Below are 17,830 nucleotides of genomic sequence, written 5' to 3' on the forward strand. Positions count from 1 at the left end.
CTCAGTCGCCGGTGTAGCGCTGCTCGCGCCACGGATCGCCATAAATGTGATAACCGCGCAGTTCCCAGAAGCCTGGTTCATCGCGCGTCGTGAACTGCAGCCCGTTAATCCACTTGGCAGATTTCCAAAAGTAGAGGTGCGGGACGAGCAGTCGCGCCGGGCCGCCATGATCCGGCGTCAGCGGCTTGCCGGCATAATGCGTCGCGATCATCGACTTGCCGCCGACGAGGTCAGCCACCGGCACATTGGTCGTATAACCATCGAAAGAATGGGCGAGGGTGAAATCTGTCGGCGGCTCGATGCCTGCCTCCGCCAGGACATCGTCTATCAACACGCCCTGCCAGGGCGTATCGAGTTTCGACCAGGCCGTGACGCAATGGATATCGCGGGTGAATTTCGTTTGCGGCAGCGCATTGAATTCGGCCCAGTTCCATTTGATGACCGGCTTTGGACCGACCTTCAACGTGAATGACCAGTCCTCGGTGCGTACGCGCGGCGTGGGACCTGCGGACAGCACTGGAAAATCCTCGGTCAGGGACTGGCCGGGCGGGATACGATCATTGATTTCCGGCGGCTGCCGCCGGCCGGTAAAGCCGCGTGTCGTCATGGTTGCGCACTCCTTGGCCTATAAGACCACAGGCAGTTGTCCCCGCCAAGTGCGATCGAACGTTACCCGTGGTTGATCATGATGTGGCGCACGGCGGTATAATCCTCAAGCGCATAGACCGACATGTCCTTGCCGTAACCCGATTGCTTGACGCCCCCATGCGGCATCTCATTGGTCAGCATGAAGTGGGTGTTGATCCAGGTGCAGCCATACTGCAGGTGCGATGCAGCCTTCATCGCCTTGGAAATATCCTGCGTCCACACGGAGGAGGCGAGGCCGTAGTCGCTGTCATTGGCCCAGGCAACCGCCTGGTCGTCGTCCTTGAAGCGTGTCACCGAGACGACGGGGCCAAAGACCTCGCGGCGCACGATCTCGTCTTCCTGCGTTGCACCGGCCACGACGGTCGGCTGGAAGAAGAAACCGTTTTTGCTCCCGGCGCTGCCGCCGGTGGTGATCTCGATGTGCTTTTGTTCGGTCGCCCGTTCGACGAAGCTTGCGACCCTGTCACGCTGGCGCCCGGAAATCAGTGGCCCGATTTCATTGACGGTATCGTCTTCCTCATTATAGCGGATGGTGGCGACGGCCGAGGTGAGGTCCGCCACCAGCTTTTCGTAGATGCCGTCCTGCGCGTAGATGCGGCAGGCCGCGGTGCAGTCCTGGCCGGCATTGTAGTAACCGAACGTGCGGATACCGTTGACCACTGCCTCGAGATCGGCGTCGTTATAGACGAGCACTGGAGCCTTGCCGCCAAGCTCGAGATGGGTGCGTTTCACTGTTTTCGCTGCTGCTTGCAGCACCTTCTTGCCGGTGGCGATATCGCCGGTAATCGAGACCATCCCGATCTTCGGATGGTTGATCAGGGCATTGCCCACTGTGTCGCCGCGCCCGAGGATGACGTTGACGACACCTTCGGGAAGAACATCGGCCAGCAGCCGCGCCATTTTCAATGCGGTCAGTGGCGTCTGCTCAGATGGCTTGAACACCACCGTGTTGCCGCCGGCGATGGCGGGTGCCAGCTTCCAGGCCATCATCATCAGCGGGTAGTTCCAGGGTGCGATCGACCCGATAATACCGATGGCATCACGGCGGATCATCGATGTATGGCCCGGCAGGTATTCCCCGCCAACCGGCGAGGTGAGGGTTCGCACCGCCCCGGCAAAGAAGCGCCAGCAATCGATGATCGCGGGCAATTCATCATTGCGCACGGCATTGATCGGTTTGCCGCAATTGAGTGCTTCAAGCGCGGCGAAATCATCCGCATGCTTCTCGATGGCGTCGGCGATTTTTAACAGATATCCCGAACGTTCGGCAGGGGTGGTACGCGACCAACTGCCGAACGCCTTTTCTGCGGCGTCCACGGCCGCGTCGATCTGGCTGTGGGAGGCTTCGGCAAGGTCGATGATCCTGGCGCCGGTCTTCGGGTTGAGGATATGTTCCTCAGCTTCCGTTCCGGCTTCGAACTTTGACCCGATCAGCAGTTTCTTATCCATGACATGTTCTCCCATATTCATATTGTTTATTTCCCGGAGCCGGCGATCTGGTCGCCGTCGCGGGTGAGGTAATAAGCCGCGAGGATCGGCAGGAAGGTCACGATCACCACGACCATGGCGACGACATTGGTCACGGGTCTCTGGCGCGGACGGATCAGTTCCTGCAGCATCCAGATCGGCAAGGTCGACTGCTGGCCGCCGGTGAACGTGGTCACGATGACCTCATCGAACGATAGGGCAAAAGCCAGCATGCCGCCGGCAAGCAGGGCGGTTCCGATGTTCGGCAGGATGATATAGCGGAAGGTCTGGAAACCATTTGCGCCGAGATCCATCGAGGCTTCCATCAACGATCCGGAGACGCGGCGGAAGCGCGCAACGGCATTGTTGTACACGACGACAATGCAGAACGTGGCGTGACCAAGGACGATCGTCCAGAACGAGAATGGAATATCCGCGAGGCTGAATGCTGAACGCAGGGCGATGCCGGTGATGATCCCGGGGAGGGCGATCGGCAGGATCACCAGAAGGGAGATCGTCTCGCGGCCAAAGAAGCGTGTCTGGCTGACTGCGGCGGCACACAATGTTCCGAGGATCAGCGCGATGATTGTCGAGATCGTGGCAACGCGTACTGAAAGCCAGAGAGCTTGCCAGACGTCAGGCCGGTCCCATGTCACAGCAAACCATTGCAGGGTCAGGCCGGGCGGCGGGAACTGGTAGCTCTTGTCTTCGGTGGTGAAAGCGTACAGGAAGATCAAGAGCAGCGGTATGTGCAGGAAGAGCAGACCGCCGGCTGCAGCGATTTTCAGGCCGAGGGGCGCGGAATTTGCACGATCAGAGCGCATCGAAGGCTCCCATTCGCTTCGCCATCCACAGGTAGAAGCCCATGATCACAATGGGAACGACGGTGAATGCGGCGGCAAGCGGAATGTTACCTGCCGTCCCTTGCTGGGCATAAACGGCCTGTCCAATGAACAGGCGCGACGAACCGATGATTTGCGGAATGATGTAGTCGCCAAGGGTCAGCGAGAAGGTGAAGATCGATCCGGCAACGATACCGGGCAAAGCCAGCGGAAACAGAACATGCCGAAACGTCTGCTGCGGCGTCCCGCCAAGATCGGACGAGGCTTCGATCAGATTGGCAGGAACACGCTCGAGCGCCGCCTGGATCGGCAGGATCATGAATGGCATCCAGACATAGACGAAGACGATGAACGTGCCGGTATAGCTGACCGAAAGCGAGTTACCGCCGATGACCGGAAGCGAGAGCCAGGCGTCCAGGAGCCATAACAGGTTCAGCTTTGTCAGAATCCAGGTCAGGATCCCTTCCTTGGCGAGGATGAGTTTCCAGGCATAGATCTTGACGAGATAGCTCGACCAGAGCGGCAGCATCACGCCGAGATAGAAGAACACCTTCCACTTTCCCCTGGCGTAGCGCGCCGCATAATAGGCGATAGGAAAAGCGATGATCGCAGAAACCAGCGTGACGGTCGCGGCCATCAAGACCGTACGGACGATGATGTCGAAATTGGCTTCGTTGAAGAGCTGCCGGTACGTCGCAAGCGTGAATTCGTAGTTGATCAAACCGGAATAATCATCGATCGAGAAGAAGCTCTGTAGCAGCAGCGCGATCAGCGAGCCAAGATAGATGATGCCGAGCCAGAGAAGCGGCGGCGCCAACAGAATGGTCAGCAGCACGTAAGGGTGCTTCCATAGAAAGTCCGAGACGCGGCTGGTCAAGCTGACGCGGTCCGGAAACGCCGGTTGCTGATGGGCGATAACGCTCATGAAGCTGCGTCCATCAGATGAAGGTCGGCACGATCGAAGCGCAATGTTACCGGCTGACCCTCGGCGGGAATGGCCGTCGTGGCCGGGCTCATGACATTGATCTTGGTGCCGTTGACGCTGACAAGCACGCGATTGGCAGCACCGAGGAAACTGCGCGACAAAACAGTGCCGTCGAGCGCCAACCTGTCGTCACCGCTGCCACCCAGCGTGATCGCCTCCGGACGCAGACTTGCATATTGGTTTGCCGCACCCAGCTGTTTGACAAATTCCGGCGGCAGGACATTCGACGAACCGACGAAATCGGCAACAAAGCGGGTCTTCGGCTGCTTATAAACCTCCTCCGGCGTGCCGAGCTGCTGGATCCTGCCGTCATTGAAAACGGCGATGCGGTCCGCCATCGACAGTGCTTCGCCTTGGTCATGGGTGACAAAGACGAAGGTTATGCCAAGGGTTTTCTGCAGGGATTTGAGTTCCTCCTGCATCTGTTCGCGAAGTTTGAGGTCAAGCGCGCCAAGAGGTTCATCCAGAAGCAAAACCTTTGGCTTGTTGACCAGCGCACGGGCAAGTGCCACTCGCTGGCGCTGACCACCCGAAAGCTGGCCCGGGCGGCGAATGCCATAGCCCGGAAGCTTGACCATGGCGAGCGCCTCTTCGGCTGCCCTGCGGCGTTCTTCCTTGCCGACACCCTTGACCATGAGGCCATAGGCGACATTGTCGAGGATGCTCAAGTGGGGGAACAGGGCATAGTCCTGAAACACCGTGTTGACACTGCGCCGGTACGGCGGCACGCCTTCGGCCGTTTCTCCAAAGATCTCGATATGACCGCTGGTTGGCTGTTCGAAGCCCGCCATCAAGCGCAAACAGGTTGTCTTTCCAGAACCGGACGGACCCAACATCGCAAAGAATTCGCCTTCGGCGATGGCGAGGTTGACCGCATCGACGGCGCGCACGGCGCCAAAATGACGCGATACATTTTCGAACAGAACAGCGGCGGTCATGGTTTGCTCCTGATGGGGTGCGAGTTATCTCCCCCCTTGTGGGGAGAACGGATTTTCTTGGTGTCAGCGCAGCTAACCCTTAGAAAATCCAAGAGAGGGGATTTGGCCCTTACAGATTATCCCCTCTCTTGCGATTTCTGGCACTTGTGCGTCGCTTCGCTCGCTAAGATGCCGAAACCGCTTTCTCTCCCACAAGGGGAGAGATTGTCGGCGACGACCACAGCTACCGATCAGCGCCCGCCGATCACGCCGATATAGTCGGAGACCCAGCGATGATAGGGCACGCACTCGCTCTGGCTTTCACACTTCGACACCGGTGTTCTCCAGAACTTGATCTTATCGAAGTCGTTATAGCCGTTGGTGGCGCAACCTTCGTCTGTCAGGAGCTCGTTGCCCTTGCAGGCCGCTCCAACCGATGGGTTGGCACCGAACCAGGCAGAGACATCGCCCTGCACTTTGGGCGAGAGCGTATGTTCCATCCACAGATAGGCGCAGTTCGGATGCGCGCTGTCGACATGCAACATCGTTGTATCTGACCATCCTGTCGCACCCTCTTCAGGCACAACCGACGCGATCGGCTTTTTCTCAGCTTTGAGCAGGTTGACCTGGAACGGCCACGAACCGGACGCGACCACGCCCTCATTCTTGAAGTCGTCGATCTGGATCATCGCATCGTGCCAGTAGCGCCCGGCTAGTGTCCGTTGCACGCGCAGGACATCCAGCGCTGCCTTGTACTGGTCCTCGTTGAGCTCGTAGGGGCTCTTGATGCCGAGTTCCGGCTTATGGGCCATCAAATAATTGGCCGCATCGGCAATATGGATCGGGCCGTCATAGGCCTGAATACGGCCTTTGTTCGACTTGCCATCCGGCAGGTTCATTTCTTCGAATACCACGTTCCAGCTTGTCGGCGCCTTGTCCTTGAAAGCCTCGGTGTTATACATCAATACGTTGGGACCCCAGACATAGGGCGTACCATAGTGGACGCCCTTCACCGTGTGCCATGGCGCATTTTGCAAGTGCTCGTCAATGGTTTTCCAGCTTGGAATGAGGTCGGTGTTGATTGGCTGTACGCGCTTGCCGGCGACGAGGCGCAGCGAAGCGTCGCCCGATGCGGTGACCAGATCGAAGTCGCCTTCATTCATCAGCGCGACCATTTCGTCCGACGTCGCGGCGGTCTTCACACTGACCTTGCAGCCGGTCTCTTTCTCGAAACCCGTCACCCAATCATAATTCTTGTCGGTTTCGCCGCGCTCGATATAGCCGGGCCAGGCAACGATCGAAAGTTCGCCTTCTCCCTTGCCGAGTTCCTTCAGCGCTTCCTGTGCGAGGACCTGTGTCGTGAAGGCGAGGGAAAGTGTCAGCGCAGTGCAGGATTTTAGAATCTGCTTCATCTCAATTCTCCCGTTGGGCCGCATTTTCGGCCTGTGTTCCCGGACAATAGAGTGCCCACATTTATCCGCATTCGCAAATTCATTTATGAGAAGGACGATATCGGAATTTCCGATATCGTCCTATCTTTACCGTCCGCGACCGCTACGCAGAGCCTCTGCGATACCGACAAAATCGCGCGCTGCCTGGGGCAGGCTGGAGCCTTTGCGCCAGACCATGCCGACCTGCACGACAGGCAACGCACCGGAGACGTCTCGACTCTCGATGCGATCGCCTTCGAGTGACCATGGACGGTAGACAAGATCCGGCAACAGCGCGATGCCCGCGCCGGTTGCGACCAGGCTTCGGACCGCTTCGACCGAGCGGGTGCGGAAGGCGACATGCGGTCGCGCGCCCAATGCCGTCAACAACTTGCCGGTATTTTCCTCGATTTCATCGACGGTCAACATGATCAGAGGTTCACTGGCAATATCATTGATCGAAATGATGTCCGCGCTGACCAGCGGGTGACCCAATGGCAACCATAGCCTGTAGGGTGACGTCTCGATGATTTCCGCCTGCAGGGCCATGCGGTCGCGCAGGTTGGAAATGACCATGACCGCCACATCCAGTTCTCCGCCAACCAGAAGGTGTTCGAGGTAGGATCCATTGTCCTCGATCGCGCTGACCTCGACGCCCGGGCTGGCGCGGCGAAAGCGGGCGAGGAGATCGGAGAGGACATAGCCCGCAACGAGTGAGGTGACGCCCAGGTGCAGCTTGCCGGCCTGCTTCGGTGCTTCTGCGGAAAAAGACCGGCGTGCATCGGAGACGTCCGCCAGAATCTTTGTCGCATGCCGCAGAAACTGATGGCCGTTATAGGTGATGTCCAGGCCGCGTGGGTGACGCTCGAACAATTCGACGCCGAGGTCACTTTCCAGCTCCTTCACCGCTTCGGTAATCGAGGATTGCGAGATGGACAGGTCTTGGGCCGCACGAGTGATCGAGCCCTGCTCTGCGACAGCGACGAAATATTGCAATTGACGGAGCGTGAATGCCATGGTCCCGAGTTAAAGCTGCGACAGCGTAAATTGGCAAGTGATCGGCTTATTCGTGATGCCAATTCCGCTTTGCGCATTGTTATTGATATTATTATATTATAAATAGTTCAGAGGAGGGAGACCGGCAGGGAGGCAGACCGTTCGCGCTTCAAGCGACGGCGATTTGTTGGCCGAGTCCCCATAAGCATGCAAAGCAAATAGCAGGCAACGATTTGTCAGGCAACGAGCTCATCAACTATGATTTTCGCACGGCGGGGCAATCGCGCACGCATCACGGCCACGTCATGCGCGATCTCGGGCTCAAGATCATCAGCGGCGCCTATCCGGAAAACTCCATCCTGCCCGGCGATGCCGAGTTGCTTGAACGTTTCGGTGTATCCCGAACCGTTCTGCGCGAGGCGTTGAAGACCCTCGCTGCGAAGGGCCTGATCCAGCCGAAGGCAAAAATCGGCACGCGGGTGCTCGAACGCTCGCACTGGAACCTGTTCGACCCGGATATTCTCGTCTGGCATTTCGAGGCAGGAGCGAGCCCGCATTTTCTGTCGAGTATTGTCGAAATGCGCCTGGCCCTGGAGCCGGAAGCGGCGGGTCTTGCAGCGCTCCGCCGGACCGATGCACAGCTTGAGAAACTGTATCATTGGGTTGCGAGAATGGGGAGTGCCCGGGAATCCGCCCAGGATTTCGTCAATAGCGATTTGCAGTTTCACATTGCGATCGCCGATGCTTCCGGAAATCCATTCATGCGCTCGATTAGCGCCCTGATCGAAGTAGCGCTCGTCACTACCTTCACGATCAGTTCGCCGATACCGAATTCTGAAAGCCATATCCGCTCGGTCGCAAGGCATGCGGCCATTGCTGACGCGATCAAGGCTGGTGATGCCGAGGCAGCCAAGGAAGCCATGCGCGTCGTTATCCGCGAGGGTGCGGAACGCGTCCTGAACTCCGGCCATAGAGGCGACCTCTGAACGCAGACGGAGCTGGCTTGCACCAGCTCCTGATGTCAGCTTACAGCGCTGTCACTTTCACTTTCGATGGCTTCTCGGTTTTGAGGGGGTTGCGCAAGGGCAGGCCGAAGGCAGGTGCTTCGATTTCGAACACATCGCCGTTTTCTGCCTTCACGCCATCGGCGAAGGAGAGTGTTGCCGTACCGAACATATGCACATGGATGTCGCCCGGCTGGCGGAAGACGGCATATTTGAAGTGATGATGTTCGAGATTTGCGATGGTGTGGGACATGTTGTCTTCACCTGACAAGAACGGCTTTTCCCAAACGGTCTTGTTCTTGCGCAGGATACGTGACGTACCCCTGATATCTGCAGGCAGGTCACCGGTGATGAGTTCAGGGCCGATTGAACACGGGCGTAGTTTGGAATGGGCAAGATAGAGATAGTTGACGCGCTCCATCACGTGATCGGAGAATTCGTTGGCGAGCGCAAAACCGATACGGAAAGGCGCGCCATCCGGGCCAATGATGTAGATGCCGGCAATCTCCGGCTCCTCGCCGGCGTCATCGGCAAAGGCCGGCGAGAGGAGGGGTTGGCCGGGGCCGGTCAACATCGAGCCATTGCCTTTGTAGAACCATTCGGGCTGCACCCCGGTCTGTCCCTTCTTCGGCTTGCCGTTTTCCAGGCCCATGCGAAACATCTTCATCGAATCGGTCAGGGTCTCTTCCTGGGCGTCACCAATCTTGCGGTGCATGGCATCGCGTGCCGCAGCCGAGCCAAGATGCGTGAGACCAGTGCCGGTGAGATGGATGTGCGCCGGGTCATGGGTGTCGATCGGCGGAAGCAGACGTCCTTCCGCATAGGCAGCTGCGACATCCAGTTTTTTGCCAAGCCCGCGGATTTCCACAATATTTGCGATGCTGGTCTTTGCTTCGATCGCTGCGTGAGCCAGCTCCAGTACAGAGCGCGTGCGCTTTACCTGCCGGAATTCGTCACCGACTCGTGTTGCCACCCGCCGTTTTCCATTGGCATTCATCAATTGAACCAGATTCAAGGCTTTCCTCCCGGATGTTTGGGTATATGAATTATTGGTCCCGCACATTATGCACTCGAACCACTCTTTTCAAAAATATTATAATAGTATTATATTGGTGTAAACGGCCGTCAGCGGATTGATCCCGGGCCGGTAGAAACCGGAGGAAGACATTTTTCCAGCAGGGCGAAAGCCCTATTCCAAAAGTCATACTTTTCGGATAGATGTTGAAATGGCCCCGCTCCGGGAGGAACTGGTTTGGTGCAGGAAGGTTGGTCAACGCCGATCATAGTGCAGTGAACATGATTGAAACTGGGAGGAACAGACGTGAAAATTCTTAAACTATTTGCCGCGGGATTGATCGCACTTGGTGTGATGGGTACGCAGACCTTTGCTCAAGACAAGGGCACAGTCGGCATCTCCATGCCGACCAAGTCCTCGGCACGCTGGATTGCCGACGGCGACAATATGGTGAAGGCGCTGACAGAACGCGGCTACGGCACTGACCTGCAATATGCCGAAGACGACATTCCCAATCAGCTCGCGCAGATCGAGAACATGGTCACCAAGGGCGTGAAGGTCCTCGTGATCGCAGCCATCGACGGGACGACCCTGTCGAATGTGCTGCAGCAAGCGCATGATGCCGATATCAAGGTCATTTCCTATGACCGCCTGATCCGCGACTCCGGCAATGTCGATTATTACACCACCTTCGACAACTTCCAGGTTGGCGTTCTGCAGGCTGGTTCGCTCGTGAAGGCACTCGGTCTTCCGGAGGCAAAGGGCCCGTTCAATATCGAACTCTTCGGCGGTTCGCCGGATGATAACAACGCCTTCTTCTTCTATGACGGCGCGATGTCTGTCCTGCAGCCTCTGATCGACAGTGGCAAGCTCGTCGTTCAGTCCGGCCAGACCGGCATGGACAAGGTCGGCACGCTGCGTTGGGACGGTGCCGTTGCCCAGGCGCGCATGGATAACCTGCTTTCGGCCTACTACACCGACAAGAAGGTCAATGCAGTTCTCTCGCCCTATGACGGTCTGTCGATCGGTATCCTGTCGTCACTGCGCGGCGTGGGCTACGGCACCGCTGACCAGCCATTCCCGTTCGTTTCCGGACAGGACGCGGAAGTACCCTCCGTCAAGTCGATCATCGCTGGTGAGCAGTACTCGACAATCTACAAGGACACCCGTGAACTGGCCAAGGTAACGGCGAACCTCATCGACAATGTTCTCAAGGGCGAGGAGCCGGAAATCAATGACACCAAGACCTACAACAATGGTGTCAAGGTCGTTCCGTCCTATCTGTTGAAGCCCGTTGAAGTGGACAAGACCAACTGGAAAGAGATCCTGATTGGCGGCGGCTACTACACGGAAGATCAGATCAAGTAGCTCTTTGATCAAATCCGAACCCTGCGCTCATCTCGCGCAGGGTTTGTCGTCATTGTCCGAACAATGTTTTCGGTAGCGCAAGGGCACTGAGCCCAATATAAATTGCAGAAGGAAACGATACCCGCGCAGCTATATTGCCGCCTCGGTATCGATGAGGATCTCGATGGAAACCATCCTCGAAATGCGCAACATCACCAAGACTTTTCCTGGTGTGAAGGCGCTGAACAATGTCAATCTTGACGTACGCAAAGGCGAAATTCACGCTCTCGTGGGCGAGAATGGCGCAGGCAAATCGACCCTCATGAAGGTGTTGAGCGGAGTTTATCCGCATGGCAGCTACGAGGGTGAGATAATCTACAACGGCCAGGAGCAGCACTTTCGCGATATCGCCGACAGTGAGAGGCAGGGCATCATCATCATCCATCAGGAACTTGCCCTGGTTCCACTCCTTTCGATTGCCGAGAATATCTTCCTCGGCAATGAACCGGCGAAATTTGGTGTCATTGACTGGCACGTTGCGGAAAATCGCACACGCGAACTCCTCGCTAAAGTCGGCCTGAAAGAAGACCCACTGACGTTGATTACGAATCTGGGTGTCGGCAAGCAGCAACTGGTGGAAATCGCCAAGGCGCTGTCGAAGGAAGTTGAGCTCCTCATTCTCGACGAGCCGACGGCGAGCCTCAACGAAAAGGATAGCGATGCGCTTCTCGCCCTGCTGCTCGAGTTCAAGGCGCACGGCATTTCTTCCATTTTGATCTCGCACAAGCTCAATGAAGTTGGAAAAGTGGCCGATCGCATCACGGTGCTGCGCGACGGCGCGACGATCGAGACCCTGGACAAGAAAGACATCTCCGAGGATCGCATCGTCACATCAATGGTGGGGCGCCAGCTGGCCGACCGCTTTCCCCAGCGCGAACCCGATATCGGCGAGGTAGTGTTTGAAGTGAAGGATTGGGTGGTTCACCACCACATCCACAGCGACCGGACGGTCATCAACGGGATCAATCTCAGTGTTCGCAAGGGTGAGGTGGTCGGTATTGCCGGGCTGATGGGCGCCGGGCGTACGGAATTTGCCATGAGCGTCTTCGGCAAGGCCTACGGCCGCAAGATCAGCGGCGAGGTTTTCCTCAAGGGCAAAAAGGTCGATGTTTCCACCATCGGCAAAGCCATCGACAATGGCATCGCCTATGTCACGGAAGACCGCAAGACCTTCGGGCTTAATCTGATCGATCACATCAAGCACAACACCACGATCGTCAATCTCGCCGGCGTGTCCCAGAACGGCGTGCTGGATGACATGGCCGAACTGAAGGTGGCGAACGAATATCGCCGCAAAACCAACATCCGCTCATCAAGCATCTACCAGAAGACGGGCAATCTTTCCGGCGGCAACCAGCAGAAGGTGGTGCTGTCGAAGTGGCTGTTCGCCAATCCGGACCTGCTGATTCTGGATGAGCCGACGCGAGGCATCGATGTCGGTGCGAAATATGAAATCTATACAATCATCAATCAATTGGTAAGCGAAGGCAAAAGCGTGCTGATGATCTCGTCGGAAATGCCAGAGCTGCTCGGCGTCTGCGATCGGATCTATGTGATGAACCAGGGCAGGCTCGTCGGCGAAATGCCCGCCAGCGAAGCCAGTCAGGAAAAAATCATGCGCGCCATCATTCGTGCTGAAGGGAAAGCATCATGACCGTCGAAACCGCAGCAACCCAAGGTAAAAAAGACTTCAAGACGGATGGCTCCGCGTTGAAAGGCAACTACCGCGAATATGGTCTGGTGCTTGCGCTCATCCTCATCATGGTCTTCTTCCAGTTTACGACCAACGGCGTACTCTTCAGGCCGGTCAATCTGACAAACCTCGTTCTGCAAAACAGCTACATCATCATCATGGCGCTCGGGATGTTGCTGGTGATCGTGGCCGGTCACATCGATCTTTCGGTGGGCTCGGTATCGGGCTTTATTGGCGGTCTTGCCGCCGTAATGATGGTCCGATGGCAAATTCATTACATCCCGGCAACCATCCTTTGTCTTGCCATGGGTGGCGCGATCGGCGCGGCGCAGGGCTATTGGATTGCCTACCACAAGATACCCTCATTCATTGTCACGCTGGCGGGAATGCTGGTGTTCAGGGGGCTCGCCCTGTGGCTGCTTGGAGGTCAGTCTGTCGGACCATTCCCGCCGCAGTTCCAGCTGCTGAGCTCCGGGTTCATTCCGGATGTCTTCGGTTATCCCGGATTCAACATCACTTCGATGCTGATCGGCATTATCCTCGTGGCGCTGATGATCTATTTCAGCGTGCGTGGCCGCGCCAAACGCGAGAAGCATGGCTACGAAGGTGAACCCTTCGCTCTTTTTGTTGCAAAGAACCTGATCATCGCCGGGATCGTGCTCTTCCTCGCCTATTTGCTCTCGTCCTATAAGGGACTCCCGAATGTCCTCATCGTCATGTCGCTGCTGATTGCGCTGTTTGTTTTCGTGACAAAGCGCATGACTGTCGGCCGTCGCATTTATGCCATGGGCGGCAACGAGAAGGCGGCGAAACTGTCGGGTATCAAGACCGAGCGGCTGACCTTCCTGACCTTCGTCAACATGGGTGTTCTTGCTGCGCTGGCCGGACTGATCTTCGCGGCGCGCCTGAATACGGCGACGCCCAAGGCCGGTCTCGGCTTCGAACTGGATGTGATTGCTGCCGTATTTATCGGCGGTGCGTCAGCCATGGGCGGCGTCGGGCAGGTGATGGGTGCGGTAATCGGTGCCTTTATCATGGGTGTCATGAATAACGGCATGTCGATCATGGGCGTCAACATCGACTGGCAGCAGGTGATCAAGGGCCTCGTCCTGCTCGCGGCCGTCATCTTCGACGTCTACAACAAGAACAAGGCATAACCGCACTACTCAATGTGCGTCACGTCGGCCCTGCCTCCAGGAGGCGGGGCCGATTGCTTTAATTCCACACATCGGCGACGACAAAGTCAGTTCGGACTATACGAGGTACATGTAAGCAGCGCATTGACGTGGAGGCGGTCCGTCCGGGCTGCACAGTTATTCAACAGGTTTTCTGGTTTTGGTTCCCCTGTATGACCACAGCCATTCCCGCGGAAGTGGCCCCTTGTTGCGTTCAGGCTTTTGCGACTGTTCCCACGCATGGGCAAGAATGCCGACCGATCGCGACAGAACGAACAGTCCTCGCGTCAGCGGCGGCGGAAAACCCAGTTCGCCGTAGACCACGGCAGTCGCACCGTCGATATTAAGCGGTATCCGCTTTCCTTTGCGCTTGGCCACATTGGCTTCAACCGCTTCGGCGATGTCAGCAAACCTGCCATTGACCACGCCGTCTTTGGCAAATCGGCGAACCAGTTCAATGAGACGCGGGGCGCGCGGATCGACAGGATGAAAACGGTGGCCGAGTCCCGGAACGTAGCCGCCTTCGTCCTTGAAGTACCGGTCAAGACGTTCGTCGGCAGCCTTCTCCAGGCTGCGACCGAAATCCATGGACACCGCTATCTCGCCAAAGAACCCCAAAGCCTGCTCGCCTGCTCCGCCGTGAACGTCTCCAAGCACGTTGATGGCCGATGCCATTGCGCTGTTGATGCCGACACCACATGTGGCGGCCATGCGGGCGATGGCGATCGAGGGGGCCTGCGGACCATGATCGATGGCTGCGGAAAGAGCTATCCCGAGCAATTCCGCCTGCCGCTCATCGGGCAATTCGCCGCGCAGCATCAGCCAAATCATTGCCGGAAAGCTGATCCGCCCGATGAGGTCCTCTATCGCGTAGCCGCGCAGCCGGATGAGGCCTGGGCGCATCTCGATGATGTCCGTGGCCCACCAGTCCTCACCTTTTTTGCGGTCGATGGACATTTCACCTTCACTCATCGCTCAACCCCTTGCAGTTCTTTCGTAGATCCCAGAACCGCATCTGTGTGCTCGCCAAGGCGTGGCGGCGCACCCACGGGAAGTGGTGCCTGGCCGTCGACGAGAAACCCTCCGCGCACGACCGTCAGATTGTTGCTTCCTTCAAGCACGGGCGCGAACGTGGTCATGAGTTCGCGACAGATTACCTGCGGCTCGGCCAACACTTGCGGGATTGTCAGAACACGGCCCGCAGGCACGCCAATGCGGTTGAACCGTTTTTCCCACGCGGCGGCTGAAGCAGATTCGAGTGCGTTCTCGATCAGGCGCTTCAGCTCGACGCGATGCTGCTTGCGCACGCCCCGTTCGGCAAAACGCGGATCCGACGAAAGTTCCGGACGGCCTATTTCAGTGCACAGTGCAATAAACTGTTCCTGCTTGTTGGCGGCGATGTTGAGCAGTCCATCTGCGGTCCGGAATGTTCCGGAGGGCGCTGCGGTCGTGTTTTCGTTGCCCATGGCTGACGGCTCGACGTCAGCGGTCAGATAGTTCGAAACGGGCCAACCGAGGGCGCTGAGTGTACATTCCAGCATGGAGACATCCAGAAATGCGCCAATACCCGTGCTCTGCTTGCGCAGCAGAGCCGAGACGATCGCAAAAGCACCAAACAGTCCGCCAAGCGTGTCCGAGACGGGGTAACCGACGCGAAGGGGTGCTGTGTCGGGGGTCCCAGTGATGCTCATGATGCCGGACAGTCCCTGTATGATCTGATCATAGGCCGGGTTGTCGCGCATCGGACCCGTCTGGCCGAAGCCGGATATCGCGCAGTAAACGAGGTCGTCGCGTACTTCTTTCAGACGATCGTAGCCCAGTCCAAGCCTGTCCATGACGCCCGGCCGGAAATTTTCGACGAGAACATCGGCCGTCGAAACGAGTTGGAGAAAGCTTGCCCTGTCCATGTCTTGCTTCAGGTCAAGCACCACTGAACGCTTCCCGGCGTTCTGCGCCAGAAATGATGCACCCATTCCAGCGCCGTTGAGTTCATCTGACGCGCCCAGCTGGCGCGCGAGATCACCGCCGGAAGGGGATTCAACTTTGATCACGTCGGCTCCCAACAAGGCAAGCTGATAGGCGCAATATGGTCCGGCCAGGACGTTGGTCAGATCGAGGATACGGATGCCCTTGAGAAGTTGTGTCATGATATTCCTGTATTTCAAGCGTCGCCGGGCATGTGTTCGGGCCCGCGCAGATGGCGGTGTTTGACGAGGCCGTAAACGCTGGGGCCAATGAGAGCCGTTGCGGCGATGACGAGGAGCGTCAGCGCGATCGGATGGGTGTAGAAGACCGACCAATCTCCGTTGGAAATGGTCATCGCGCGGCGGAACTGAGTCTCCGCCATAGGCCCAAGGATCATGCCGATGATGACGGGGGCCGTCGGGAAATCGAAACGCCGCATGAGGAAGCCCATGCCGCCGAGCACGTAGAGCAGGATGAGATCGACGGGCGATTGCGATATGCCGTAGGTGCCGATCGTCGCGAACACCAGAATTCCCGCATAGAGTTGTGGCGCAGGGATGTTGATCAGCCGTATCCAGAGCCCGATCAGCGGCAGGTTGAGCAGTACGAGCAAGACATTGGCGATGAAAAGACTGGCGATGAGCCCCCAGACAAGCGCTGGCTGTGTCTGTAACAGCATGGGGCCGGGGTTGATGCCGTAACTCTGAAACGCCGACAACATGATGGCGGCGGTCGCTGACGTTGGCAGTCCGAGCGTCAGCATCGGGACAAGCACCCCCGCCGCCGAGGCATTGTTCGCAGCTTCGGGACCTGCCACGCCTTCTATCGCGCCTGTCGTCCCGAACTCTTCCTTGTGCCTGGAGAGTTTCTTTTCGACCGCATAGGACAGGAATGTCGGAATTTCAGCGCCGCCGGCGGGCATTGATCCGATCGGAAAACCAATCAAGGTTCCGCGAAGCCACGCTTTCCAGGAGCGCGACCATTCCTGGGCTGTCATGTAGAGAGATCCGCGAAGAGGAACGATCTCATCGTGTCCGGTGTAACGGCGTCCCGCGATATAAAGCGTCTCACCGACCGCGAACAGGCCGACCGCAACCACAACCATGCTGATGCCATCGAGAAGTTCGGTGACGCCGAACGTGAAACGCGGCTGTCCGGTCTGGAGATCAACGCCGATCATTCCGAGGAAGAAACCGATGAACAGGCTCGTGAGGCCGCGCACCGCAGAGGCGCCGAGCACGGCCGAAACCATGACGAAGGACAGGACCATCAGGGCAAAATATTCGGCAGGTCCGAACTTGAGGGCGAGCCCCACGACGACCGGGGCAAGGAAGGCAACGCCGATAGTCCCGATCGTGCCTGCGACGAAGGAACCGATGGCTGAAGTCGCCAGCGCCGCGCCGCCGCGTCCAGATCGGGCCATCTTGTTGCCTTCGAGCGCGGTGACGATCGTGGCGCTTTCACCGGGCGTGTTGAGAAGGATCGATGTCGTCGAACCGCCGTACATGGCTCCGTAGTAGATGCCTGCGAACAGGATGAATGATGCTTCAGGGGCTACCTGGTAGGTGATGGGCAGGAGGAGGGCGATCGTCAGCGCCGGGCCAAGTCCGGGCAGCACGCCGATCGCGGTTCCGAGCGTGGTGCCCACCAGGCACCACATGAGGTTCGTTGGGGTCAGCGCGACGGTAAACCCATGACTGAGTTGAACGAGTGTTTCCATGTCGATCAGGCTCCCAAAAGGTTCTCGATCAGGCCGCCGCCGATGTTGACGCCAAGGAGTTTGGCAAACCCGAAATAGGCTGTAAGTGCGAGAAGCAAACCGATGAAGGCATTGCGCAGAGGCTGCCTGCTGCCAAAGCCATGGGTGACAAGAACGAACATGATCACCGATGCGGCGGTGAAGCCGAAAGGACGTATCAGGGAAACGTTGCAAAGGAGTCCGGCAGCGACAAAACCCAGCGATTTCCAGTCTTGGGAAATCTCCTTCTCCTCTTCATGTTGCCAGCCGCCGCGAAAAGCTTGGACAAGCAAGAGGACGGCGAGGAGGGCCAGACCAATTGCGGTGACCAGCGGGAAAACTGTCGGCCCGACTTTCGCGTACATCGGGGACACTGGAATGGATAGTGTTTGCCAAAGCACGAAACCAGAAGCGATCAACATTCCGACGCTTATTACGGCTTCAGGCGTGGCAAGACGCGGGTGCGGAGCTGCCCAGTCTGATTTCGTTGTCATAAATACCTCCCGAAGAATTCGCAGGCGGTTGGTACCGCCTGCACCACGACGTTT

Annotated in this window: 16 protein-coding genes; 4 read left to right on the plus strand and 12 right to left on the minus strand. The window is 57.7% G+C overall.

The window, feature by feature from the left end; all coding sequences use genetic code 11:
• Nucleotide 1 precedes the first annotated feature (1 nt).
• The 7 genes from CU102_RS11725 to CU102_RS11755 form a co-directional block, all read right to left on the minus strand.
• Complete coding sequence (locus tag CU102_RS11725) at nt 2–607, minus strand: sulfite oxidase-like oxidoreductase (protein ID WP_106711269.1); 606 nt, start codon at nt 605–607, stop codon at nt 2–4.
• Nucleotides 608–669: 62 nt separating this feature from the next.
• Nucleotides 670–2,097, minus strand: a complete 1,428-nt coding sequence (locus CU102_RS11730) for a gamma-aminobutyraldehyde dehydrogenase (RefSeq protein WP_106711327.1) — start codon at nt 2,095–2,097, stop codon at nt 670–672.
• Between the two features lie 26 nt (nt 2,098–2,123).
• The gene (locus CU102_RS11735) at nt 2,124–2,939 is read right to left on the minus strand and encodes an ABC transporter permease (RefSeq protein ID WP_106711270.1); all 816 of its coding nucleotides are present in this window, start codon (nt 2,937–2,939) and stop codon (nt 2,124–2,126) included.
• Nucleotides 2,929–3,882 (minus strand): ABC transporter permease, encoded by a 954-nt coding sequence (locus tag CU102_RS11740; RefSeq protein ID WP_106711271.1) that lies wholly within the window; start codon nt 3,880–3,882, stop codon nt 2,929–2,931. The genes CU102_RS11735 and CU102_RS11740 overlap by 11 nt, the downstream gene beginning before the upstream one ends.
• Nucleotides 3,879–4,880 carry an ABC transporter ATP-binding protein gene (locus CU102_RS11745; RefSeq protein WP_106711272.1) on the minus strand — a complete coding sequence of 334 codons (1,002 nt, stop codon included), beginning with the start codon at nt 4,878–4,880 and terminating at the stop codon, nt 3,879–3,881. The genes CU102_RS11740 and CU102_RS11745 overlap by 4 nt, the downstream gene beginning before the upstream one ends.
• Before the next feature lie 230 nt (nt 4,881–5,110).
• Complete coding sequence (locus tag CU102_RS11750; protein WP_106711273.1) at nt 5,111–6,271, minus strand: ABC transporter substrate-binding protein; 1,161 nt, start codon at nt 6,269–6,271, stop codon at nt 5,111–5,113.
• Between the two features lie 126 nt (nt 6,272–6,397).
• The gene (locus CU102_RS11755; protein WP_106711274.1) at nt 6,398–7,306 is read right to left on the minus strand and encodes a LysR family transcriptional regulator; all 909 of its coding nucleotides are present in this window, start codon (nt 7,304–7,306) and stop codon (nt 6,398–6,400) included.
• Between the two features lie 212 nt (nt 7,307–7,518).
• On the opposite strand from CU102_RS11755, the gene CU102_RS11760 reads away from it, so the two are divergent.
• The gene (locus tag CU102_RS11760; RefSeq protein WP_245425304.1) at nt 7,519–8,271 is read left to right on the plus strand and encodes a FadR/GntR family transcriptional regulator; all 753 of its coding nucleotides are present in this window, start codon (nt 7,519–7,521) and stop codon (nt 8,269–8,271) included.
• A gap of 40 nt (nt 8,272–8,311) precedes the next feature.
• Here the strand turns inward: CU102_RS11760 and araD1 are convergent, their stop codons facing one another.
• Nucleotides 8,312–9,304, minus strand: coding sequence for an AraD1 family protein (araD1, locus tag CU102_RS11765; RefSeq protein WP_106711275.1), 993 nt, complete (start codon nt 9,302–9,304; stop codon nt 8,312–8,314).
• Between the two features lie 354 nt (nt 9,305–9,658).
• Between araD1 and chvE the strand changes: the two genes are divergently transcribed.
• The 3 genes from chvE (at nt 9,659) to mmsB (ending at nt 13,561) form a co-directional block, all read left to right on the plus strand.
• Entirely contained in the window at nt 9,659–10,672 is a 1,014-nt protein-coding gene (gene chvE / locus CU102_RS11770; RefSeq protein WP_208113816.1) for a multiple monosaccharide ABC transporter substrate-binding protein, read from the plus strand.
• A 163-nt stretch (nt 10,673–10,835) separates the two neighbouring features.
• Nucleotides 10,836–12,365, plus strand: a complete 1,530-nt coding sequence (mmsA, locus tag CU102_RS11775; protein ID WP_106711277.1) for a multiple monosaccharide ABC transporter ATP-binding protein — start codon at nt 10,836–10,838, stop codon at nt 12,363–12,365.
• Nucleotides 12,362–13,561: a multiple monosaccharide ABC transporter permease gene (gene mmsB / locus CU102_RS11780; RefSeq protein WP_106711278.1), complete on the plus strand. Its 1,200-nt coding sequence runs from the start codon at nt 12,362–12,364 to the stop codon at nt 13,559–13,561. The genes mmsA and mmsB overlap by 4 nt, the downstream gene beginning before the upstream one ends.
• A 156-nt stretch (nt 13,562–13,717) precedes the next feature.
• Here mmsB and CU102_RS11785 read toward each other — a convergent pair whose 3' ends face one another.
• From CU102_RS11785 to CU102_RS11800, 4 genes are read right to left on the minus strand one after another with little or no spacing between them, the layout of a single operon-like run.
• A complete protein-coding gene (locus CU102_RS11785; RefSeq protein WP_106711279.1) occupies nt 13,718–14,551 on the minus strand; it encodes a citryl-CoA lyase in 834 nt (277 codons plus the stop codon).
• A complete protein-coding gene (locus CU102_RS11790) occupies nt 14,548–15,726 on the minus strand; it encodes a CaiB/BaiF CoA transferase family protein (protein WP_106711280.1) in 1,179 nt (392 codons plus the stop codon). The genes CU102_RS11785 and CU102_RS11790 overlap by 4 nt, the downstream gene beginning before the upstream one ends.
• A gap of 14 nt (nt 15,727–15,740) precedes the next feature.
• Nucleotides 15,741–17,264 (minus strand): tripartite tricarboxylate transporter permease, encoded by a 1,524-nt coding sequence (locus tag CU102_RS11795; protein WP_106711281.1) that lies wholly within the window; start codon nt 17,262–17,264, stop codon nt 15,741–15,743.
• Nucleotides 17,265–17,269: 5 nt separating this feature from the next.
• Nucleotides 17,270–17,776: a tripartite tricarboxylate transporter TctB family protein gene (locus CU102_RS11800; RefSeq protein ID WP_106711282.1), complete on the minus strand. Its 507-nt coding sequence runs from the start codon at nt 17,774–17,776 to the stop codon at nt 17,270–17,272.
• Nucleotides 17,777–17,830 lie beyond the last annotated feature (54 nt).

It is taken from the genome of Phyllobacterium brassicacearum (genome assembly GCF_003010955.1).
GTDB lineage: Bacteria > Pseudomonadota > Alphaproteobacteria > Rhizobiales > Rhizobiaceae > Phyllobacterium > Phyllobacterium brassicacearum.